19 protein-coding genes are annotated in these 20,162 nt (G+C 71.9%); 11 read left to right on the top strand and 8 right to left on the bottom strand.

The features are described 5' to 3' along the window. Positions 1-90 precede the first annotated feature (90 nt). Positions 91-1,866, bottom strand: a complete 1,776-nt coding sequence (locus TNCT6_RS10985) for a biotin carboxylase N-terminal domain-containing protein (RefSeq protein ID WP_141359027.1) — start codon at positions 1,864-1,866, stop codon at positions 91-93. Between the two features lie 374 nt (positions 1,867-2,240). Here TNCT6_RS10985 and TNCT6_RS10980 point away from each other — a divergent pair, with 374 nt between their 5' ends. Beyond that, on the top strand, positions 2,241-2,795 hold the full coding sequence (locus TNCT6_RS10980; RefSeq protein WP_141359025.1) for a hypothetical protein: 555 nt from the start codon (positions 2,241-2,243) through the stop codon (positions 2,793-2,795). Here TNCT6_RS10980 and TNCT6_RS10975 read toward each other — a convergent pair whose 3' ends face one another. The 4 genes from TNCT6_RS10975 to TNCT6_RS10960 form a co-directional block, all read right to left on the bottom strand. Next, entirely contained in the window at positions 2,796-3,416 is a 621-nt protein-coding gene (locus TNCT6_RS10975) for a nucleoside triphosphate pyrophosphatase (RefSeq protein ID WP_141359023.1), read from the bottom strand. Positions 3,417-3,448: 32 nt separating this feature from the next. Continuing rightward, the gene (gene mmpB, locus TNCT6_RS41675) at positions 3,449-3,577 is read right to left on the bottom strand and encodes a morphogenic membrane protein MmpB (protein WP_141359021.1); all 129 of its coding nucleotides are present in this window, start codon (positions 3,575-3,577) and stop codon (positions 3,449-3,451) included. Between the two features lie 721 nt (positions 3,578-4,298). Next, positions 4,299-4,505, bottom strand: a complete 207-nt coding sequence (locus TNCT6_RS10965; RefSeq protein WP_141359019.1) for an acyl-CoA carboxylase epsilon subunit — start codon at positions 4,503-4,505, stop codon at positions 4,299-4,301. Between the two features lie 9 nt (positions 4,506-4,514). After that, the gene (locus tag TNCT6_RS10960) at positions 4,515-6,116 is read right to left on the bottom strand and encodes an acyl-CoA carboxylase subunit beta (protein WP_141359017.1); all 1,602 of its coding nucleotides are present in this window, start codon (positions 6,114-6,116) and stop codon (positions 4,515-4,517) included. A 111-nt stretch (positions 6,117-6,227) separates the two neighbouring features. Here TNCT6_RS10960 and TNCT6_RS10955 point away from each other — a divergent pair, with 111 nt between their 5' ends. After that, on the top strand, positions 6,228-7,112 hold the full coding sequence (locus tag TNCT6_RS10955) for a biotin--[acetyl-CoA-carboxylase] ligase (RefSeq protein WP_141359015.1): 885 nt from the start codon (positions 6,228-6,230) through the stop codon (positions 7,110-7,112). A 115-nt stretch (positions 7,113-7,227) separates the two neighbouring features. Further along, positions 7,228-8,391, top strand: coding sequence for an adenylate/guanylate cyclase domain-containing protein (locus tag TNCT6_RS10950; protein ID WP_141359013.1), 1,164 nt, complete (start codon positions 7,228-7,230; stop codon positions 8,389-8,391). Positions 8,392-8,410: 19 nt separating this feature from the next. Here the strand turns inward: TNCT6_RS10950 and TNCT6_RS10945 are convergent, their stop codons facing one another. Further along, positions 8,411-9,148, bottom strand: coding sequence for a hypothetical protein (locus TNCT6_RS10945; protein WP_253266074.1), 738 nt, complete (start codon positions 9,146-9,148; stop codon positions 8,411-8,413). A 227-nt stretch (positions 9,149-9,375) separates the two neighbouring features. Between TNCT6_RS10945 and TNCT6_RS10940 the strand changes: the two genes are divergently transcribed. Then, positions 9,376-10,170 (top strand): enoyl-CoA hydratase/isomerase family protein, encoded by a 795-nt coding sequence (locus TNCT6_RS10940; RefSeq protein WP_141359011.1) that lies wholly within the window; start codon positions 9,376-9,378, stop codon positions 10,168-10,170. Positions 10,171-10,437: 267 nt separating this feature from the next. After that, positions 10,438-10,671 (top strand): hypothetical protein, encoded by a 234-nt coding sequence (locus TNCT6_RS10935; RefSeq protein WP_141356313.1) that lies wholly within the window; start codon positions 10,438-10,440, stop codon positions 10,669-10,671. A gap of 20 nt (positions 10,672-10,691) precedes the next feature. Here the strand turns inward: TNCT6_RS10935 and TNCT6_RS10930 are convergent, their stop codons facing one another. Continuing rightward, positions 10,692-11,894 (bottom strand): IS110 family transposase, encoded by a 1,203-nt coding sequence (locus tag TNCT6_RS10930; protein WP_141356311.1) that lies wholly within the window; start codon positions 11,892-11,894, stop codon positions 10,692-10,694. Positions 11,895-12,615: 721 nt separating this feature from the next. Here TNCT6_RS10930 and TNCT6_RS10925 point away from each other — a divergent pair. Both TNCT6_RS10925 and hutH read left to right on the top strand, forming a co-directional pair. Then, complete coding sequence (locus tag TNCT6_RS10925; protein ID WP_141359009.1) at positions 12,616-13,767, top strand: GGDEF domain-containing protein; 1,152 nt, start codon at positions 12,616-12,618, stop codon at positions 13,765-13,767. Positions 13,768-13,873: 106 nt separating this feature from the next. Further along, a complete protein-coding gene (gene hutH / locus TNCT6_RS10920; protein WP_141366317.1) occupies positions 13,874-15,412 on the top strand; it encodes a histidine ammonia-lyase in 1,539 nt (512 codons plus the stop codon). Positions 15,413-15,455: 43 nt separating this feature from the next. On the opposite strand, the gene TNCT6_RS10915 is transcribed toward hutH, so the two are convergent. Further along, positions 15,456-15,791: an LAETG motif-containing sortase-dependent surface protein gene (locus TNCT6_RS10915; RefSeq protein ID WP_172632869.1), complete on the bottom strand. Its 336-nt coding sequence runs from the start codon at positions 15,789-15,791 to the stop codon at positions 15,456-15,458. A 109-nt stretch (positions 15,792-15,900) separates the two neighbouring features. Between TNCT6_RS10915 and TNCT6_RS10910 the strand changes: the two genes are divergently transcribed. The 4 genes from TNCT6_RS10910 (at position 15,901) to TNCT6_RS10895 (ending at position 20,101) form a co-directional block, all read left to right on the top strand. Then, entirely contained in the window at positions 15,901-16,320 is a 420-nt protein-coding gene (locus tag TNCT6_RS10910; RefSeq protein ID WP_253266073.1) for a hypothetical protein, read from the top strand. 221 nt (positions 16,321-16,541) lie between these two features. Continuing rightward, positions 16,542-17,786, top strand: a complete 1,245-nt coding sequence (locus tag TNCT6_RS10905) for an Ig-like domain-containing protein (RefSeq protein WP_141359007.1) — start codon at positions 16,542-16,544, stop codon at positions 17,784-17,786. Between the two features lie 112 nt (positions 17,787-17,898). After that, positions 17,899-19,347, top strand: coding sequence for an ABC transporter permease (locus TNCT6_RS10900; protein ID WP_141359005.1), 1,449 nt, complete (start codon positions 17,899-17,901; stop codon positions 19,345-19,347). A gap of 70 nt (positions 19,348-19,417) precedes the next feature. Next, positions 19,418-20,101: an ABC transporter ATP-binding protein gene (locus TNCT6_RS10895; RefSeq protein ID WP_141359003.1), complete on the top strand. Its 684-nt coding sequence runs from the start codon at positions 19,418-19,420 to the stop codon at positions 20,099-20,101. Positions 20,102-20,162 lie beyond the last annotated feature (61 nt).

Here is a 20,162-nt window from a genome sequence, read left to right as displayed (position 1 = left end):
GGGCTTCCGGCCGTCCTGCGGAAAGCACGGCGCCCGGCGGGCCGCTCTCGCGGCTCGCCGGGCGCCTGTGGGTGCGGGTGCTCCGGGGGATCAGTCCTTGATCTCGCAGATGACGGCGCCGGAGGTGATGGAGGCGCCGACGTCGGCCGACAGGCCCTTGATGGTGCCGCTCCGGTGGGCGTTGAGAGGCTGCTCCATCTTCATGGCCTCCAGGACGACGACCAGGTCGCCCTCCTTGACCTCCTGGCCCTCCTCGACGGCGACCTTGACGATGGTGCCCTGCATCGGGGAGGCGAGGGTGTCGCCGGAGGCGACGGGGCCGGACTTCTTCGCGGCGCGGCGCTTGGGCTTGGCGCCCGCGGCGAGGCCGGTGCGGGCCAGGGACATGCCCAGCGAGGTGGGCAGGGAGACCTCCAGGCGCTTGCCGCCGACCTCGACGACGACGGTCTCGCGGCCCGTCTCCTCGTCCCCCTCCGCGCTGTCGGCGGTGGCGGTGAAGGGCTTGATCTCGTTGACGAACTCGGTCTCGATCCAGCGGGTGTGGACCGTGAACGGGTCGGTGGAGCCGGTCAGTTCGGGGGCGAACGCCGGGTCGGTGACCACCGCGCGGTGGAAGGGGATCGCGGTGGCCATGCCCTCGACCTGGAACTCCTCCAGGGCACGGGCGGCCCGCTGGAGGGCCTCCTTGCGGGTGCGGCCGGTCACGATCAGCTTGGCCAGCAGGGAGTCCCAGGCCGGGCCGATGACGCTGCCGGACTCGACGCCCGCGTCCAGGCGGACGCCGGGGCCGGACGGCGGGGCGAAGTTCGTCACGGTGCCGGGGGCGGGCAGGAAGCCCCGGCCCGGGTCCTCGCCGTTGATGCGGAACTCGAAGGAGTGGCCGCGCAGCGGCGGGTCGTCGTAGCCGAGTTCCTCGCCGTCGGCGATGCGGAACATCTCGCGGACCAGGTCGATGCCGGCGACCTCTTCGGTGACCGGGTGCTCGACCTGGAGGCGGGTGTTGACCTCCAGGAAGGAGATCGTGCCGTCCTGGCCGACCAGGAACTCACAGGTGCCGGCGCCGACGTAGCCGGCCTCCGACAGGATCGCCTTGGAGGCGCGGTACAGCTCGGCGACCTGCTCGTCGGACAGGAACGGCGCCGGGGCCTCCTCGACCAGCTTCTGGTGGCGGCGCTGGAGGGAGCAGTCACGGGTGGAGACGACGACCACGTTGCCGTGCTGGTCGGCCAGGCACTGAGTCTCCACGTGCCGCGGCCGGTCCAGGTAGCGCTCGACGAAGCACTCGCCGCGGCCGAAGGCGGCCACCGCCTCGCGCACCGCGGACTCGTACAGCTCGGGGACCTCGTCCAGGGTGCGGGCGACCTTCAGGCCGCGCCCGCCGCCGCCGAAGGCGGCCTTGATGGCGATCGGCAGGCCGTGCTCCTCGGCGAAGGCCACGACCTCCTCGGCACCGGAGACGGGGTCGGGGGTGCCGGCCACCAGCGGCGCGCCGGCGCGCTGGGCGATGTGCCGGGCCGCGACCTTGTCGCCCAGGTCGCGGATGGCCTGCGGCGGCGGGCCGATCCAGACCAGGTCCGCGTCCAGTACGGCCTGGGCGAAGTCGGCGTTCTCCGAGAGGAAGCCGTACCCGGGGTGGATCGCGTCCGCGCCGGACTCCTTCGCGGCCTTCAGTACCTTGTCGATGTCCAGGTAGCTGGTGGCCGGGGTGTCACCGCCCAGGGCGAACGCCTCATCCGCGGCGCGGACATGCAGAGCGTCCCGGTCCGGGTCGGCGTAGACGGCCACGCTCGCGATACCGGCGTCCCGGCAGGCCCGGGCAACGCGGACAGCGATTTCGCCACGGTTGGCGATGAGCACCTTGCGCACGATTGAGGCTCCCTCCTTGAAACAAGCCGAGTTTAGGGACTGCCGACACGGCACTTCGACCCGTCCCCGATGGTGAGCTTGCCCACACGGAGCGTGATTCGAGGCGCGCTCGACCTGCGAAATCCCTTGTCGCATCGCTGTACGCAGGACTCCTCCGGAAAACCCTAGCCCTCCCATGTGGCCAAGGTCTCTGTGAGGGCGTGCTGCGACGCACTTCGTTTCTTTGTGGAGTCCCTACGAATGGCCCAACGATTCTTTGCCGGTGACAGAACCCTTGTCCCCGGGTTTACCCGTTAGTAACGTTCACGATGTCTCGGTGGTACTCGCGGTAACAGGGCTCCGGACGGAGCGGCAGTCGGAAGTGGGTGGGGCCGGTGGTGCGTAGACCGGTGGCGTGGGTGGTGGCGGTCGTGCTCTTCGCCGAGGCGTTGGGCGTGGTGGCGCTGAACTGGTTCCTCGGCGAGGTCGTGCACCGGCAGAGGATGTCCCTGGCCGGCCTGGATCCGAACGTGATGGCGAACTCGTCGAAGGCCGGCGGTCTGGTCTTCGGTCTCTACTTCGCCCTGTGCGGGCTGGTCGCCCTGCTCGTGGCGGTACGGGGCCGCCGCCCGGCCGGCCTCGGACGCGTCCTGCTGATCAGCGCGGCCGTGGTGCACGGGCTGCTGGGCGCGTTCGCCTGGGGGCTGGTGGGCTGGCGGGCGTTCCTGTTCATGGTGCTGGTGCTCGGGCTCATCGTGCTGCTGCTGATGACGTACGACCGCGAGGAGGGACCGGCCGGTGAGGTGCCGGGCGGCCCCCGGGACGCGGGCGGTCCCGGGGCCGAGAACACTCCCGGGCCTGCGGGCGATGCGCGTCACGGGGGCGAGACGGGTCACGGGAGCGAGGCGCCCGGACCTCTCACCCCTCCGGCCGAGGCCCGCACTCCCTGATCAGTCCTCGGTCGGCGCCCACAACTCGGTGATACCCACGCCGAGTTCGGCCAGCAGACGGCGGACCAGGGGCAGGCTGATGCCGATGACGTTGCCGTGGTCGCCGTCGATGCCGTCGATGAACGGCGCCGAGCGGCCGTCCAGGGTGAAGGCGCCGGCCACGTACAGCGGCTCGCCCGAGGCGACGTACGCGGCGATCTCCTCGTCCGACGGCTCGCCGAAGCGGACCACGGTGGAGGCGGTGGCCGAGGCGTGCCGGCCGCTCACCGTGTCCCAGACGCAGTGCCCGGTCTGGAGGGTGCCGGCCCGGCCGCGCATCGCCTTCCAGCGGGCGGTGGCCTCCTCGGCGTCGGCGGGCTTGCCCAGGGCGTGGCCGTCCAGGTCGAGCACAGAGTCGCAGCCGATCACCAGTGCGCCCCGGACCTCCGGCCGGGCCGCCACCACGGAGGCCTTCGCCTCGGCGAGCGCGAGTGCCAGTTCTGCGGGGGTGGGCGCGGTGACCGCGTCCTCGTCGACGCCGCTGACGATGACCTCCGGGTCGAGTCCGGCCTGCCGGAGCAGCCCGAGCCGGGCGGGGGACTGGGAGGCGAGCACGAGTCGGCGGCGCGGCTGGTCTGTCATACGGTCAGCGTATCGGCGGCGGCTCTTCCGGCTCACCTCACGCCGATCACGAACATCGCCAGCACCATGGCCAGTGCCATGAGAACGCCCAGACGCCGCAACATGTCCTGCGTGTCACGCAGTTCCTTCGGCGGCTCGTTCTCGGGATCGGACCACAGCATCCTCCGATCGTGCGACCGCGACCACACCGCGCGCCTGAGTACGCGTACTCAACTTGCCTCCCACCGGGCGCTCGCGCGGGCGGGCCGGGGGCGCCGCCGCAAGGACTGAACCGCCCCTGACGGCCGCAGGCCCGCCCCCGGGCCACGGTCCCGAAGCGGCCACACCGGCATCGGCCCCACGGCCGTGGCAGGGCGGCTGAGGGCCCTCCTGAGTGGCACAGCGGCCGGAGGGCGGGCGGACAGGCCCGGGATACGGCCAGATCCCAGGAGCGGAGCCGTGCCCGGGCACACAGGGAGGCACGGAGGGCCCCCGCCGGGGCAGGGGGGCGCAGCCCAGCCGAGACACGGGGGCGGATCCCAGCCGGGACGCCGTGACGCAGGGGCGGAGCCCAGGGGTCTGGGGCGGGGGCCCCAGGAGGCGGTCACTTGAGCCCTACCGAGTTGGGCAGGCGGGGTGGGCCGAGCGCCGGGGCGGAGCCTCGGCGGGGTGCAGGGGCGGAGCCCCGCCGGGGGTGTGGGGCGGAGCCCCAGGGGACGGTCGCCTGAGCCCTGCTGAGTCGGGCGGGATGGTGGGCCGAGCGCCCGGGGCGGAGCCCCGGCAGGGGTGCAGGGGCGGAGCCCCGCAGGGGTCTGGGGCGGGGCTCCGGGGGACGGTCGCCTGAACCCCGCCGAGTCGGGCGGGCGGGTGGGCAGAGCGCCCTGGGCGGCCGGCGGCGGCCGATCAGCCGGGCCAGTAGGTGCGCGACCAGGCCGTCGGGCTCGGAAGAGGGACGTGCCGGGCGGCGATGCGGGACGGGTCGGACCAGGAGTCTCGGGGGGCCGGCGCGCCGGACGGCGTGGTGGCTGCCGCCGCGGCGCGGGCCCGGACCACCGCCAGGGCGGCGGCGAGCTCCTCCGGGGTCGGATTGCCTCGTACGACCTTGATCACAGCGGCTCCTTACAGGGGGATGTTGCCGTGCTTCTTCGGAGGCAGGGATTCCCGCTTGGTGCGCAGCTGACGCAGGCCGCGCACGAGGTGGGAGCGGGTGTCGGAGGGCTTGATCACCGCGTCGACGTAGCCGCGTTCGGCCGCGACGTAGGGGTTGAGGAGGGCGTCCTCGTACTCCTGGATCAGCCGGGCGCGGGTCGCCTCGGCGTCGCCCTCGGCCTCGGCCTCGGCGATCGTGCGGCGGTGCAGGATGTTGACCGCGCCCTGGGCGCCCATGACGGCGATCTGGGCGGTCGGCCAGGCCAGGTTGAGGTCGGCGCCCAGGTGCTTGGAGCCCATGACGTCGTAGGCACCGCCGAAGGCCTTGCGGGTGATCACGGTGATCAGCGGGACGGTCGCCTCGGCGTAGGCGAAGATCAGCTTGGCTCCGCGGCGGATGATGCCGGTGTGCTCCTGGTCGACGCCGGGGAGGAAGCCGGGCACGTCGACGAAGGTGAGCACGGGCACGTTGAAGGCGTCGCAGGTCCGTACGAAGCGGGCGGCCTTCTCGGAGGCGTCGATGTCCAGGCAGCCGGCGAACTGCATCGGCTGGTTGGCGACGATGCCGACCGGGTGGCCCTCCACCCGCCCGAACCCGGTGAGGATGTTCGGCGCGAACAGCGGCTGGGTCTCGAAGAACTCGGCGTCGTCCAGCACGTGCTCGATCACCGTGTGCATGTCGTACGGCTGGTTCGCGCTGTCCGGGACGACCGAGTCCAGCTCCAGGTCCTCGCCGCTGACCGCCAGGTCGGCCTCCTCGGGGAAGACGGGCGCCTCGGAGAGGTTGTTCGACGGCAGGTACGACAGCAACTGCTTGACGTACTCGATCGCGTCCTTCTCGTCCCCGGCCATGTGGTGGGCCACGCCGGAGGCGGTGTTGTGGGTGCGGGCGCCGCCCAGCTCCTCGAAGCCGACGTCCTCGCCGGTGACCGTCTTGATGACGTCGGGGCCGGTGATGAACATGTGCGAGGTCTGGTCGACCATGATCGTGAAGTCGGTGATCGCCGGCGAGTAGACCGCGCCGCCCGCACACGGACCGACGACCAGGCTGATCTGCGGGATCACCCCGGAGGCGTGGGTGTTGCGGCGGAAGATCTCCCCGTACGCGCCGAGGGAGGCGACCCCCTCCTGGATCCGGGCGCCGCCCGAGTCGTTGATCCCGATGACCGGGCAGCCGGTCTTCAGGGCGAAGTCCATCACCTTGACGATCTTCTGCCCGTAGACCTCGCCCAGAGCTCCTCCGAAGACGGTGAAGTCCTGCGAGAACACCGCGACCGGGCGGCCGTCGACCATGCCGTAGCCGGTGACGACGCCGTCCCCGTAGGGCCGGTTCTGCTCCAGGCCGAAGTTGGTGGAGCGGTGCCGGGCGAACTCGTCCAGCTCGACGAACGAGCCCTCGTCGAGCAGCAGTTCGACCCGCTCGCGAGCCGTCAGCTTCCCCTTGGCGTGCTGCTTCTCCACGGCGCGCTCGGAGCCGGCGTGCGTCGCCGCCAGGACGCGGCGCTGAAGATCCGCGATCTTGCCCGCGGTCGTGTGAATGTCGATCTCTTGGCGCTCTTCCGGCTCGGACATCGGGATCGCGGCTCCCTGCCTGCTCACAAGGGGGGACGGTTACTCATCCGTAGCGTAGTAGGGGGTCCGCCGTTCGGCAGTGCGGCGTTTCCCACACCTAGGGTGGCTTGCATGACGCCCCGAGATGCAGCAGACGACAACCCCGACAACGTGCCGCACGGCAGCCGCTGGTCCGACCTGGACCGCCCGCCCCTGAACGCCGGGGCCCTGCGGCGCGGGCTGGTACGGGCGGACGGGCTGTGGTCCGAGGTGGACGTGGTGCAGAGCACGGGCTCCACGAACACGGACCTGGTGGCCCGCGCCGCCGCCGGGAAGGCGGGCGAGGGTGCCGTCCTGGTCGCCGAGGAGCAGACCTCCGCCCGGGGCCGTCTGGACCGCCGGTGGACGGCCCCGCCCCGCTCCGGGCTGTTCTTCTCGGTGCTGCTGCGGCCCAGCGAGGTGCCGGTGGCCCGCTGGGGCTGGCTGCCGCTGCTCACCGGGGTCGCGGTGGCCACGGGCCTGTCCCGGGCCGCCGGGGTCGATACGGCGCTGAAGTGGCCGAACGACCTGCTGGTGACCGTCGGCGATGAGGAACGCAAGGCCGGCGGCATCCTGGCCGAGCGGGCCGGCGAGGACGCCGTGGTCATCGGCGTCGGGGTCAACGTCACGCTCCGGCAGGAGGAGCTTCCCGTCCCGCGGGCCGGCTCCCTCGCCCTCGCCGGAGCGGTGAGCACCGACCGCGACCCGCTGCTGCGGGCGGTCCTGCGCTCCCTGGAGGACTGGTACGGCCGATGGCGGGCGGCGGGAGGCGATCCGGCCGCGAGCGGTCTCCAGGAGACGTACGCCGCGGGCTGTGCGACGCTCGGGCGGGTGGTCCGGGCGGAACTGCCGGGCGACCGGTCGGTGGTGGGTGAGGCGGTCGCGGTGGACGGCGACGGCCGGCTGGTCATCGCCACGGAGGCAGGGGTGCAGGAGCCGGTCGGCGCGGGCGACATCGTGCATCTGCGCCCCGTGTGAATCGGTGCCGGTCGGCTCCCCCTCGGCGCGACCTGACGGAGTGAGCTGGCGCACACCTGCCGTAGAGTTGAGGCCGGTCGATACCTGACCGTGGCAGATCGGAAGGGCAGCAGGCGTGACCGTCGACGACACGGGCTCCGGCGCGGACGCGGACGGCCGGGAGGAGCCTCCGCCATTCCCGTCCTCGCTCGAGCAGGGGGACTCCGACGCCGCCGAATCCGGCGGACACCCTCTCGCGCTGCGTCTCGAACAGCTCATCCTGGGCGCGGAGCGGCGCTACACCCCGTTCCAGGCGGCCCGCAGCGCCGGTGTCTCCATGGAGCTGGCCTCCCGCTTCTGGCGGGCCATGGGCTTCGCCGACATAGGGCAGGCCAAGGCACTCACGGAGGCCGACGTACTGGCCCTGCGGCGGCTCGCCGGTCTGGTCGAGGCGGGGCTGCTCAGCGAGGCCATGGCGGTGCAGGTGGCCCGGTCCACCGGGCAGACCACCGCCCGTCTGGCCGAATGGCAGATGGACTCCTTCCTGGAGGGCCTGACCGAGCCGCCCGAGCCCGGCATGACCCGCACCGAGGTCACGTACCCGATCGTCGAGCTGCTGCTGCCCGAGCTGGAGGAGTTCCTGGTCTACGTCTGGCGCCGCCAGCTCGCCGCCTCGGCCGGCCGGGTCGTGCAGGCCGCCGACGACGAGGAGATGGTCGACCGGCGGCTGGCCGTGGGCTTCGCGGACCTCGTCGGCTTCACCCGGCTGACCCGCCGCATGGAGGAGGAGGAGCTCGGCGAGCTGGTCGAGGCGTTCGAGACGACCTCGGCCGACCTCGTGGCCGCGCGCGGCGGCCGGCTCATCAAGACGCTCGGCGACGAGGTGCTGTACGCCGCCGACGACGCCGGTACGGCGGCGGACATCGCGCTGCGGCTGGTCGAGACGATGGCCCACGACGAGACGATGCCGGAGCTGCGGGTGGGCATGGCGTTCGGCACGGTGACCACTCGTATGGGCGATGTGTTCGGCACCACCGTCAACCTCGCCTCCCGGCTCACCTCGATAGCTCCGCGTGACGCCGTCCTGGTGGACAGCGCCTTCGCCGAGGAACTGATCCGCACGGGGGACGCCCCGGCGTCCGAGGCGGAGGCGGCCGAGGCCGCGGCGGCCGCGGAGAAGGAGGGCGAGGAGCCGCCGGTGTACCGGTTCGCCCTTCAGCCGATGTGGCAGCGCCCGGTGCGCGGCCTGGGCGTGGTCGAGCCCTGGCTGCTCACCCGGCGGAACGACGGGACCCCGTAACCGGCGGTCGCGGCCCGGATCAGCGGCCGGAACCGGAGTCGACGCCGACGCACAGCCCGATGATCGGCAGGCACAGGCCGCCCCCGCCGGAGGGCGGGGCCGGGGGCTGCGTGCTCCGGCTCGGGGCCGGTGTGGGGCGCGGGGCCGGTGCCGTGCCGGCGGGCGGCCGTGGTGCCTCGTTGGGCTCCGGATGCTCCGGATGCTCCGGCGGGTCAGTGTCCTCGGGGAGCGCTGCCGTGGGAACGGTCGTGGTCTGCGGGAGCGCCGAGGGTTCCGTGGTGGCCGCCGCCGCGGACGGGGACGCCATCGGTACGGCGCTTCCGTCCGGGACCGGTGCGGTGCTCACCCCGTCCAGGGCGACGGTCGCCGGGGGCGCGGTCGCCGGACCGGACCCGGTCGTGGCGGAGGCGCCGACGGGGGTTCCGGCGGAGCGGCCCGAGCCGTGGTCCGGGGCCGCGTGGGGTTCGGCCTCCGCGGCGCGCGGGCCGCCCGGCCCGGACTCGGGCGTCAGCCGTACGAGGCTCAGCACACCGGCGGCCACCGCGAGCCCTCCGGCGGCCAGCAGCGCCTTGCGGGGCCGGCGCCTGCGGTGCCGTCCGCGGGCACGGGGGCCCCAGGGCCGCGTCCATGTGCCGGTGGTCTCCTCCGCCGTGGCGTCGGCGCCTATGTCGGTGCTGTCGGCATGATCGCCGTTGTCGTACTTCTTGCCGTCGTTCTTGTCGCCGTCCTGCCGGACTGTGGCTGTGTGCGTCGTCATCGCCGTCCTCCCCGATGCGCTCGCGCCCCCCGATGCGCCATGGCGGAGGCACGTTATGCGCTCTCATAGGGATTCGGTGGGGGTTCGCCGGGGATGTCACTCGAACGGGGTGCCGGGTCTCGACAACGGGGCCGCGCCTGTGCACCGTCCGCCCTTTCCCCGGTGCGGTCCCTGCTGCGATGATCGGGGCTGGTTTCTTGTTAACCCGCGTTAACCAGGAGGGTGTCATGAGTGAGGAGCGGTTCGGCGAGTTCGTGCTGGTGCGGCGGCACGACTACGTCGCGGAGCTCGTCCTGGACCGGCCCAAGGCGATGAACGCCGTGTCCACGGACATGGCCCGGTCGATCGCCGGGGCGTGTGCGGCGCTCGCCGCCGACCCGGACGCGCGCGTGGTCGTCCTGACGTCCTCGCACGAGCGGGCGTTCTGCGTCGGGGCCGACCTGAAGGAGCGCAACTCCTTCAGCGACGCCGACCTGGTGCGCCAGCGCCCGGTCGCGCGCGCGGCGTACACCGGCGTACTGGAGCTGCCGATGCCGACGATCGCCGCGGTGCACGGGTTCGCGCTCGGCGGGGGCTTCGAGCTGGCCCTGTCCTGCGACGTGATCGTGGCCGACCGTACGGCCGTGGTGGGGCTGCCCGAGGTCTCGGTGGGGGTGATCCCCGGTGGCGGCGGTACGCAGCTGCTGCCCCGGCGGGTGGGCGCCGCGCGGGCGGCCGAGCTGATCTTCACGGCGCGTCGGCTGGAGGCGCCGGAGGCGGCCGGGCTGGGCCTCGTGGACCGCCTGGTGGACGAGGGCCGGGACCGCGAGGAGGCCCTGGAGCTGGCCTCCCGGATGGCGGCGAACTCGCCGGTCGGACTGCGCGCCGCCAAGCGTGCCCTGCGACTCGGACACGGCCTCGACCTGCGGGCCGGCCTGGAGGTCGAGGACGCGGCCTGGCGCTCGGTCGCCTTCTCCGCGGACCGCGCGGAGGGAGTGGCAGCCTTCAACGAAAAGCGTCCCCCGCACTGGCCGGGAGAGTAGCCACCCCCTCGCGAGGCCCGCACCCCACGCCGTCCGGAGAAGGCGGGAGCCACCGCTGAGCGCGGACGGCCCGCGGCCCCACGTCCGCCGTGGCTGCCGGTCCGTGCGACTGCCGTGCCGGCGGGGTTGCGGCTGCCCGGCGCTGTGGTCGGCGGGTGGTGGCTGTGCGGGCCGAGCCGGGGGGGGGGGTGCCCCTATGTGTTTGGTCAAGGTCCGGGCCAGTAAGTTCGTGTGGTCGGGTGCGGAGGCCGAGTCGTGGGGGTGTGCATGGGTGATAGCCAGGTGACGATCAAGCTCACGAGCGACGAGGCACTGGTGCTGTCGCACTGGCTGGAGAAGCTGCAGATGACAGACCTCAGTCGCGTTGTCGACGATCCGGCGGTCTGGGCACCGATGCATCGGATAGCCGGAACGCTGGACAAAGCGCTTCCCGAGCTGTTCGCGCCTGACTATGACCAGCGGCTCGAGGCCGCTCGTCGGCGGCTTCGGCCGGAGGACTAACTGATCGGTGGTCTGAACCCTCACCTGGCCGCGGCGGGTTGGGGTTCGTAGAAGGTGCCGTCACGGAGCATCGCGAAGAGGACGTCGGCCCGGCGTCTGGCGAGGCAGAGCAGGGCTTGGGTGTGGTGCTTGCCCTGGGCGATCTTCTTGTCGTAGTAGACCCGCGAGGCTGGGTCGCCCAGGGCGGCGAACGCGGAGAGGAAGAAGGCCCGTTTGAGCTGCTTGTTTCCTCGTCGGGAGGGCTGTTCGCCGCGGATCGAGGAACCTGAGCTGCGGGTCGCCGGGGCGAGACCTGCGTAGGCGGCAAGGTGGCCAGCGGTCGGAAACGTGCTGCCGTCGCCGACCTCGATCAGGATCCTGGCTCCGGTCCTGACGCCGACTCCTGGCATCGACGTCAGGACTTTCGAAAGAGGGTGGGCCCCCAGGAGTTCCTCGATCCGCCCGGCCAGCAGTTTCCGCTGGTCAAGGACGGCCGTCAGTGACGCGGCGAGGCTCGGGACGATCAGTGCAGCAGCGTTGGTGCCCGGGACCGTCACGGTCTGCTCGTCGAGGGCGGTGAAGATGTCCTCGATCAGCCGCTCGGCCATTCTCGGTGCCTTCGGCCGCAGCAGCGTGACCAGGCGCCGCCGCCCTGCCTTGCGGATCTGGGCTGGAGACCCGAACCGCTCCAGCAGGGTCAGGACGGCTGGGTGCTGCAGGCGCGGCCCCAGCACCCGTTCCAGCGAGGGATGGATCTGGGTGAGCAGGCCGTGAAGCCGGTTGGCGACCCGGGTGGCCTCGCCGGCCAGGTCGTCGTCGAACCCGACGATCATCTCCAGCTCGGCGATCGTCTCGTCCTCGCCGTCGATCGCCCGCAGCGTGTGGGGCATCGCGCGGGCGGCATCCGCGATGATGAACGCGTCCTTCGCGTCGGTCTTGGCCTCGCCGGGGTAGAGGTCGGCGATCCGCCGCATCGTCAGCCCGGGTAGATAAGCGACCGGGCAGCCCATATTCCTCGCAACCGCCAGCGGCAGGGCGCCGATCGAGGCCGGCTGGTCGACCACGACCAGTACGGTTCCGTGCTTGGCCTGGAGTTTGGCGAACAGCTCGCGGAGCTTGGGCTCGGTGTTGGGCAGCCGCTTGTCGAACGCTTTCGTTCCGGCCGGGGTGACGGCGGTGGCGTGATGTTCGCCCTTTCCGACGTCCAGGCCGAGGAAGATGTCGATGTCGCCGGTGTCGATCACGTGCAAGCCCCTCCATCACGCTTTCGTCCGGCCTGCCAGGGCACCGAGCTGCCACATCCACGTTACGGAGAGCTCATCCGGCTCGCGTGAAGCCGGTGCTCAAGCCCCTCATCAGCGGTCCGTCGATGCCTCCGGATCCGGTGACACCACCCCCCGGATCATCGACAACAGGAGGGGGAAGTCATGCCGGACCCGAAGGCCGGAGGCCCCATTGCGGAGCCACGAAAACGGTAACGGGGGGGGCAGCAGTCCCCGCGACTGTCGGCAGCCGTGCCGCGCGCCGGCCGGAAGAGGCGCGCGCCGCCACTGGGCCCGGGCGGCCCGCGGCTCCGCGCCTGCCGTCCGCCGTGACCGCCGGGCCACGTGGCCACCGCGCTCGGCGAGCCGCTCGGCGAGCCACACCTGACCGAGGAGGGGCGCCGTGTCTCGCGCGTCCGGGGGCGCGTGAGCCCGTGTCGGGTCCTGCGGGCCGGGGGGGGGTGCATGGGTCCGTGCGGGATCCCTCTGACCCGGGGGCGTGGGCCCGTATCGGGTCCCTCTGGCCCGGGGGCGTGGGCCCGTATCGGGTCCCTCTGGCCCGGGGGTGTGGGCCCGTGTCGGGTCCCTCTGGCTCAGGGGCGCGGGCCCGTCTGGGGTTGCGGTGACCTGCGGGAGCTGTCTGCGGCGCACTGGCGGGTGGGCCAATGTCTCGATTCATCTGAAACATCCCTAGCCTGGGGTGATGGGCGAGAACAGGCGTCTGGCGGACGTCGTGGCGTTGGCGCAGGGGATGGCCGCGGCGCAGACCTCGCGTGAGTCGTGGCGGGCGGCGGCGCTCGGTGCGTGCCGGGCGCTGGAGGGGAGCTTCGCCGCGCTCTCGACGTGGGAGCGCGAGCACGGCCGGCTGCGGGTCCTGGTGAACGTGGGGGACCGGGCACCGGAAGAGGAGGAGTTCCCGGAGAACGAGGCCTACCCGGTGCACCAGTTCCCGGAGATCACCGAGTTCCTGCACGAGCGGTGGGCCTCGGGCGGTGAACCCGACGCCTGGGTGGAGACCGCCGACGGCGCGGCCGCGGGCCACCCCGGCTACAGCCATCAGCGTGTCGCCGCGCTGCGCAGGCGCGGGCGCGGCTGCTGCGTGGTCGCGCCGATCGTGCAGCACGGACGCGCCTGGGGAGAGCTCTACGTAGCCCGTCCGGTCGGCACCCCCCTCTTCGGCCGCTCCGACGCCGACTTCGCCACCGTGCTGGCGGCCGTGGTCGCCGCCGGGCTCGCTCAGAGCGAGCGGCTGGAGGAGGCCCGCAGGCTGGCGTTCACGGACGCGCTGACCGGGCTCGCCAACCGCCGTGCCGTCGACGTGATGCTCGACGAGGCGATCGAGCGCCACCGCGCGGACGGCGTCGTCGTCAGTCTCGTCGTCTGCGACCTCAACGGGCTCAAACAGGTCAACGACACCCTCGGCCACGCCGTCGGCGACCGGCTCCTCGAACGGTTCGGCTCCGTGCTGTCGCTGTGCGGCGCGATGGTGCCCGGCGCCCTCGTGGCACGGCTCGGCGGCGACGAGTTCTGCCTGGTCGCGGTGGGCCCCTCGGCCGACGACGTGATCAAGGCGGCCGACGAGCTGTGCCGGCGCGCGGCCGAGCTGGAGCTGGGCGAGGGCGTCGCCTGCGGGGTGGCCTCGACCGAGCACGCGATCCGGCCGGTACCGTCGGCCCGGCGGCTGTTCCGGCTCGCCGACGCCGCCCAGTACCGGGCGAAGGCGCTGCGCGCCGACCGGCCCGTGGTCGCCGGTCGTGAGGGCGCGCAGGACCCGGTCGTCCGTCTCGTCGACGCGCCCCCGCCCGTGCCGGAGGCCCCGGTGGAGCGGCGCCGCTTCCGCGGCCGCAGGCCCTGAGCGGCGCCGGGTGTTCAGGCGTGTTCGGGCCGCGAGTTGTAAGAGTCACTCCCGGCATCCACTAGTGACATCTTCGCATTCACTGCGTACGCTCCTGAATATGGATATGCATACTGTGGTGGTGGGGACGTCGGGGGTCACCGCGTCCGACGTTCTCGCCGTGGCGCGCGGCGGCGCCCGTATCGAGCTCTCCGACGAGGCGGTGGCGGCCCTCACGGCGGCCCGGGAGATCGTGGACGCGCTGGCGGCCAAGCCCGAGCCCGTCTACGGCGTCAGCACCGGCTTCGGAGCCCTGGCGACCCGGCACATCAGCCAGGAGCTGCGCACCCAGCTCCAGCGCAACATCGTCCGCTCGCACGCCGCCGGCATGGGCCCGCGGGTCGAGCGCGAGGTCGTGCGGGCGCTGATGTTCCTGCGGCTGAAGACCGTGTGCTCCGGGCACACCGGCGTACGTCCCGAGGTCGCGCAGACCATGGCCGACGTGCTCAACGCCGGCATCACCCCGGTCGTGCACGAGTACGGCTCCCTCGGCTGCTCCGGCGACCTCGCCCCGCTGTCCCACTGCGCCCTCACGCTCATGGGCGAGGGCGACGCGGAGGGCCCCGACGGCGCCGTACGCCCCGCCGCCGAGCTGCTCGCCGAGCACGGCATCCGGCCCGTCGAACTGCGCGAGAAGGAGGGCCTGGCCCTCCTCAACGGCACCGACGGCATGCTCGGCATGCTGATCATGGCCCTCGCCGACCTCGACACCCTGTACAAGTCCGCCGACATCACCGCCGCCCTCAGCCTGGAAGCGCTGCTCGGCACGGACAAGGTCCTCGCCCCCGAGCTGCACGCCATCCGCCCGCACCCGGGACAGGGCGCCTCCGCCGCCAACATGCTGGCCGTGCTCAAGGGCTCCGGCCTCACCGGGCACCACCAGGGCGACGCGCCCCGCGTCCAGGACGCCTACTCCGTGCGGTGCGCCCCGCAGGTCGCCGGCGCCGGCCGGGACACCCTCGCGTACGCCCGGCTGGTCGCCGAGCGGGAACTCGCCTCCGCCGTGGACAACCCCGTCGTCCTGCCCGACGGCCGGGTGGAGTCCAACGGCAACTTCCACGGCGCCCCGGTCGCCTACGTGCTGGACTTCCTCGCCATCGCCGCCGCCGACCTCGGCTCGATCGCCGAGCGCCGTACCGACCGGCTGCTCGACAAGAACCGCAGCCACGGCCTGCCGCCGTTCCTCGCCGACGACGCCGGCGTCGACTCGGGCCTGATGATCGCCCAGTACACGCAGGCCGCGCTGGTCAGCGAGATGAAGCGGCTCGCCGTACCGGCGTCCGCCGACTCCATCCCGTCCTCCGCCATGCAGGAGGACCACGTCTCCATGGGCTGGTCGGCGGCGCGCAAGCTGCGCACGGCCGTCGGCAACCTGAACCGGATCATCGCGATCGAGCTGTACGCCGCCGCGCGCGCCGTTCAGCTGCGCGAGGGCCTGGCCCCGGCTCCGGCGAGCCGGGCGGTCATCGACGCCGCCCGCGAGGCGGGGGTGGAGGGACCGGGCCCGGACCGCTTCCTCGCGCCCGACCTCGCCGCCGCGGACGCCTTCGTGGGGGACGGCCGGCTCGTCGCGGCGGCCGAGACCGTCACCGGCCCGCTCCAGTAGGACGGCGGGCCGGGGGGCCAAGTCGGGGGAGCGCCGGGCGGGTTCAGAAGCCGAGGCGCTCCCGGCGCACGGAGTAGACCACGAAACCGGCGCCCAGTATGAGGAGCGCGGTGCCGCCGACGACGTACGGAGTGGTGTCGATGCTTCCGGTGTCGGCGAGTTCGGTCCCGCTCCCGGTGGAGACGTCCTCCTGGGCGCCGGACGTCTCCACCGCCGAGGCGGGGCGCCCCTGTTCCGTGACGTGGGCGGTCGGCGCCGCCGGGTCCGCCCCTCTCGCCGGAGTGCCCACCGACGCGTCCGCGGAGGGGACGAACCACAGGGCGCCCAGCAGGGTGCCCGCGGCGGTGGCGGTCAGCAACGTACGGCGAGCGGATGACACGGAATATCGATCCCCTTGTGGCGCTGGTGAATTGGCCGTGTGGGGCGATGTTAGTGAACGTCGCGGGTCACAGGAAAGTCACGGGAGGTTTGAGCCGTACCCTCCGACCATGAGTACTCCAGAGACTTCACGTTTTGTCCGCCTCAGTGTCGAGCTCGTCCTCGAGATCGAGGACGAGGGCGCCGTCATCGGGGCGGCCCGCAGCCGGATCGCCGAGCACATCGAGGACGGCGAGTTGGACCCCGCGGAGCGGGCGCACGCCGAGGGCGCTGTGACGGAAGACACCGCCGAGGCCCTGGCGTACCTGGTTGATCCGTTCGACCTGGTCGGCGAGGTGCCGGGGGTGGAACTCCAGCAGGCCTCCTGGTCGAGCGAACCCATCGCGTACGACCCGGATTCGCCCGACTGGGAGTTCGGCGAGGATGATGTCGATGAGGAAGCCGAGGAAGTCGAGGAAAACGGGGAAGACGACGAGGACGAAGAGGGCGGGGACGACGAGAAGGCGGGCGGCGCCGGACATTCCGGCTGACGTCGTCCGGATCACATCGGCGACCCCGGCCGCAACCGACGTCCGGGGTTTCGTCGTCTCACGCAACGCGCAGGCCGGGCCGCGTACCGTCCGCTACGGCGGACGTGGCAAGTCCCACATCTCCACGACGTGGGAAATGGGACGAAACGGTCGTAGCGTTGAGGACTCGCGACGGGGGCCTCGAGGGGTTTTGGGACTCGCCAACGATGGAGAAGCGTGTGATGACGAACAGTAAGCGGCGCAAGCGCCTGACGGCCGCGTCCGCACTGCTCGGCGGTGTACTGGTGCTCACGGCCTGTTCCGGCAACAACGACGCGGCCGGCGGCGGTGGCGACACCTCGCAGGCCAAGGCCGACGAGGCCGCGGCCCAGGAGGCGTCGGAGGCCCAGATCAAGATCACACCAGCGGACGGCTCCGACAACGCCTCGATCAACAACTCCGCTGCCGTGGTCGTGGCCAAGGGCACGCTGACGAAGGTCGCCATGACGACGGCCGACGGTACGGCCGTCGAGGGGCAGATATCGGCCGACAAGAAGAGCTGGAAGCCCGACTCCCAGCTCCAGCGCGCCACCACCTACAAGGTCGCCGCGAGCGCCACCGACGCCAAGGGCCGGGCCGCTCACGAGAACGCGTCCTTCACCACGGTCGCCCCGGCGCACAGCTTCATCGGCTCCTTCAATCCGGACAACGGCACCACCGTCGGCGTCGGCATGCCCGTCTCGATCAACTTCGACAAGGCGATCACCAACAAGGCGGCCGTCCAGAAGGGCATCACCGTCACCTCCTCCAGCGGCCAGGAGGTCGCCTGCCACTGGTTCGGCGTGCAGCGCATGGACTGCCGTCCCGAGCAGTACTGGCAGGAGAACTCCACCGTCACGCTGAAGCTCGACCTCGACGGCGTCGAGGGCGCCCAGGGCGTCTACGGCGTCCAGCAGAAGACGGTCACCTTCAACATCGGCCGCAACCAGGTCTCCTACGTCGACGCGAAGACCAAGCAGATGAAGGTCACGCGGAACGGCAAGGTCGTCAAGACCATCCCGATCTCCGCGGGGTCGCCCGACAACAAGACGTACGAAGGCCAGATGGTGATCTCCGAGAAGTTCAAGGAGACCCGTATGAACGGCGCGACGGTCGGTTTCACCGACGACGACGGCAAGGGCGAGTACGACATCAAGGACGTGCCGCACGCCATGCGCCTGACCAACTCCGGCACCTTCATACACGGCAACTACTGGGGCGGGCCGGGCGTCTTCGGCAACGTCAACACCAGCCACGGCTGTGTCGGCCTGCAGGACAAGAAGGGCGCGAACGACCCGAACACTCCGGGCTCGTGGTTCTTCGACAACTCGATGGTCGGTGACGTCGTCATCGTCCAGAACACCGGCGACAAGACCGTCGCCCCGGACAACGGCCTCAACGGCTGGAACATGAGCTGGGCGCAGTGGAAGGCCGATTCGGCCGTCTGACGACCGCTCACCCGTGAAGACCGGTGCCGCACCTCGGGGCCGCACCGGTCTTCTCATTCTCCTCTCATGACGGCCTCAAGACCTCATCAGGCGGCGCCCCTACCGTCGGCGCATGTTCTTCACCTACCTGAGGCGCGAGCTGCGCCGCCGTCGAAAGGCGGCTCTCGTCGTCGCCTCCGGCCTCGCGCTGGGCATCGCGCTGGTCATCGTGGTCAACTCCGTGTCCAACGGCATGGGCGCGGCGCAGGAGAAGGTCCTGCAGTCGCTGTACGGGCTGGGCACCGACATGACCGTCACCAAGGCGGCCACGCCGCCGTCCGGCGACTCCGAGCGCCCGCGCTTCCGGTTCGACGCCAAGGACAACGGGTCCGAGGACACCCAGAGCAGTGACCGGGTCATGGTGCAGGGCTTCACCACCCTGTCCGCCTCCACGGTCACCAAGGTGGCGGACCAGAAGGGCGTCTCCTCCGCGGTCGGCGGGCTCAGCCTCAACGTGGTGAAGGTCAACGGCCAGTTCACCCGCGGCCAGTTCCAGCAGGGCGAAAGCGGCCGGACGGGCGGCGGCCCCGGCTCCCAGCCGCAGGGCCGGGTCCAGGGCGGCGGCGCCGACTTCGACGTCAACCAGTACACGGTCTACGGCACCGACGTCACCAAGCCGGAGCTCGGCCCGCTGACCTCCTCGGAGATCACCAGCGGCCGTACCTTCAAGACCACCGAGACGGACGCGAAGGTCGTCGTCGCCGACTCCGCGTACGCCAAGGAGAAGAAGCTCAAGGTCGGCGGCACCGTCACGATCAAGGCCGTCAAGTACGAGGTGATCGGCATCGCCACCGCCAGCAGCGGGGACGCGGCGGCCAACCTCTACATCCCGCTGAAGCAGGCGCAGACCCTCAGCGACAACAAGGACAAGGTCACCACGATCTACGTCAAGGCGACCGACTCCCAGCAGATCGACGCCGTCAAGAGCGCCGTCCAGAAGAACGTCTCGGGAACCACGGTCACCACCTCCGCCGACCTGGCCAAGACCGTCTCCGGCTCGCTGTCCACCGCCTCCAGCCTGGCCACCAACGTCGGCAAGTGGCTGTCCATCGCGGTGCTCGTGGCCGCGTTCCTGGTCGCGGGCCTGCTCACCTCCTCCGCCGTCTCCCGGCGGGTGCGCGAGTTCGGCACGCTCAAGGCGCTGGGCTGGAAGTCGGGCCGGGTGACCCGGCAGGTGGTCGGCGAAGCCGTCGTCAACGGCCTGGTCGGTGGCATCTTCGGCATCGCGCTCGGCCTGGCGGGCGCGTACGCGGTGACCGCGATCAGCCCGACGCTGCAGGCGGAGCTCGGCAGTTCGGGCGGCGGAGGCGGCTTCGGCGGCGGCTTCGGCGGCGGGGGCCTCGGCGGACCCGGCCGGCAGGCCGCGAAGTCCCTGGAGGTCGCGCTGACCGCGCCGGTCAGCCTCACCACCATCGTCCTCGCGGTCGGCCTCGCCGTGGCCGGCGGCCTGATCGCGGGCGCGTTCGGCGGCTGGCGGGCCTCCCGGCTGCGCCCGGCGGACGCCCTGCGGCGCGTCGAGTAGCGCGCCGCCCGCCGCGACCCAGTGGGCCGTCGGCCCCACTTCTCCCCGCATCCCAGGAGCTGTTTCCCCCATGTACGAACTCACCGGCGTCACCAAGCACTACACCCGGGGCAAGGAGGTCGTCCGCGCCCTCGACCAGGTCGACCTGACCATCGGCGACGGCGACCGCCTGGTCATCCAGGGCCCCACCGGCGGCGGCAAGTCGACGCTGCTGCAGATGCTGGGCGGCCTGGACCGGCCCACCTCCGGCCAGGTCGTCCTCGACGGCACCGACCTGGCGAAGCTGCCCGAGGCCCGGCTCACCCGGGTGCGCAGCGAGAGCATCGGCTTCGTCTTCCAGTCCTTCAACCTGATCCCGACCCTGACCGCGCAGGAGAACGTCGAGACCGCCCTCGTCCCGCTCGGCATCAAGACCGCCGAACGGCGCGAACGGGCCGCCGAGGCACTGGAGTCGGTCGGGCTCGGCGAGCGGCTCGGACACCTGCCGTCCGAGATGTCCGGCGGCCAGCAGCAGCGCGTCGCCATCGCCCGCGCCCTGGTCAAGCAGCCGAAGGTGCTGCTCGCCGACGAACCCACCGGCAACCTCGACGAATCCATGCGCGACGAGATCATGGACGTGCTCGAACGCATGTGGAAGGAGCACGGGCTGACGTTCGTCATGGTCACCCACGACTCCGCCATCGCGAGGAAGGCCCCGCGCCTGGCGACCATCCGCAAGGGCCGCATCACCGTCAAGGAGAACGCGGGCGCCTGAGCGGAGGCCCTAACCGCACCCTGGTATTGAGCGGTTGATCACCCCCCGGCATACTTCGTTT

The sequence above is a fragment of the Streptomyces sp. 6-11-2 genome (assembly GCF_006540305.1).
GTDB lineage: Bacteria > Actinomycetota > Actinomycetes > Streptomycetales > Streptomycetaceae > Streptomyces.
The sequence above is the reverse complement of the archived record's forward strand: the minus strand, read 5'-3'. Positions and strand labels throughout refer to the sequence as shown.

Bases quoted from the DNA above. Each gene is read 5' to 3' on its own strand.
- TNCT6_RS10905 (WP_141359007.1), top strand. From the start codon at position 16,542: ATGACGAACAGTAAGCGGCGCAAGCGCCTGACGGCCGCGTCCGCACTG.
- TNCT6_RS10945 (WP_253266074.1), bottom strand. From the start codon at position 9,148: ATGACGACGCACACAGCCACAGTCCGGCAGGACGGCGACAAGAACGAC.
- TNCT6_RS10975 (WP_141359023.1), bottom strand. From the start codon at position 3,416: ATGACAGACCAGCCGCGCCGCCGACTCGTGCTCGCCTCCCAGTCCCCC.
- mmpB (WP_141359021.1), bottom strand. From the start codon at position 3,577: ATGCTGTGGTCCGATCCCGAGAACGAGCCGCCGAAGGAACTGCGTGAC.
- TNCT6_RS10910 (WP_253266073.1), top strand. From the start codon at position 15,901: ATGAGTACTCCAGAGACTTCACGTTTTGTCCGCCTCAGTGTCGAGCTC.
- TNCT6_RS10940 (WP_141359011.1), top strand. From the start codon at position 9,376: ATGAGTGAGGAGCGGTTCGGCGAGTTCGTGCTGGTGCGGCGGCACGAC.
- TNCT6_RS10955 (WP_141359015.1), top strand. From the start codon at position 6,228: ATGACGCCCCGAGATGCAGCAGACGACAACCCCGACAACGTGCCGCAC.
- TNCT6_RS10935 (WP_141356313.1), top strand. From the start codon at position 10,438: ATGGGTGATAGCCAGGTGACGATCAAGCTCACGAGCGACGAGGCACTG.
- TNCT6_RS10900 (WP_141359005.1), top strand. From the start codon at position 17,899: ATGTTCTTCACCTACCTGAGGCGCGAGCTGCGCCGCCGTCGAAAGGCG.
- TNCT6_RS10960 (WP_141359017.1), bottom strand. From the start codon at position 6,116: ATGTCCGAGCCGGAAGAGCGCCAAGAGATCGACATTCACACGACCGCG.
- TNCT6_RS10925 (WP_141359009.1), top strand. From the start codon at position 12,616: ATGGGCGAGAACAGGCGTCTGGCGGACGTCGTGGCGTTGGCGCAGGGG.
- TNCT6_RS10895 (WP_141359003.1), top strand. From the start codon at position 19,418: ATGTACGAACTCACCGGCGTCACCAAGCACTACACCCGGGGCAAGGAG.
- hutH (WP_141366317.1), top strand. From the start codon at position 13,874: ATGCATACTGTGGTGGTGGGGACGTCGGGGGTCACCGCGTCCGACGTT.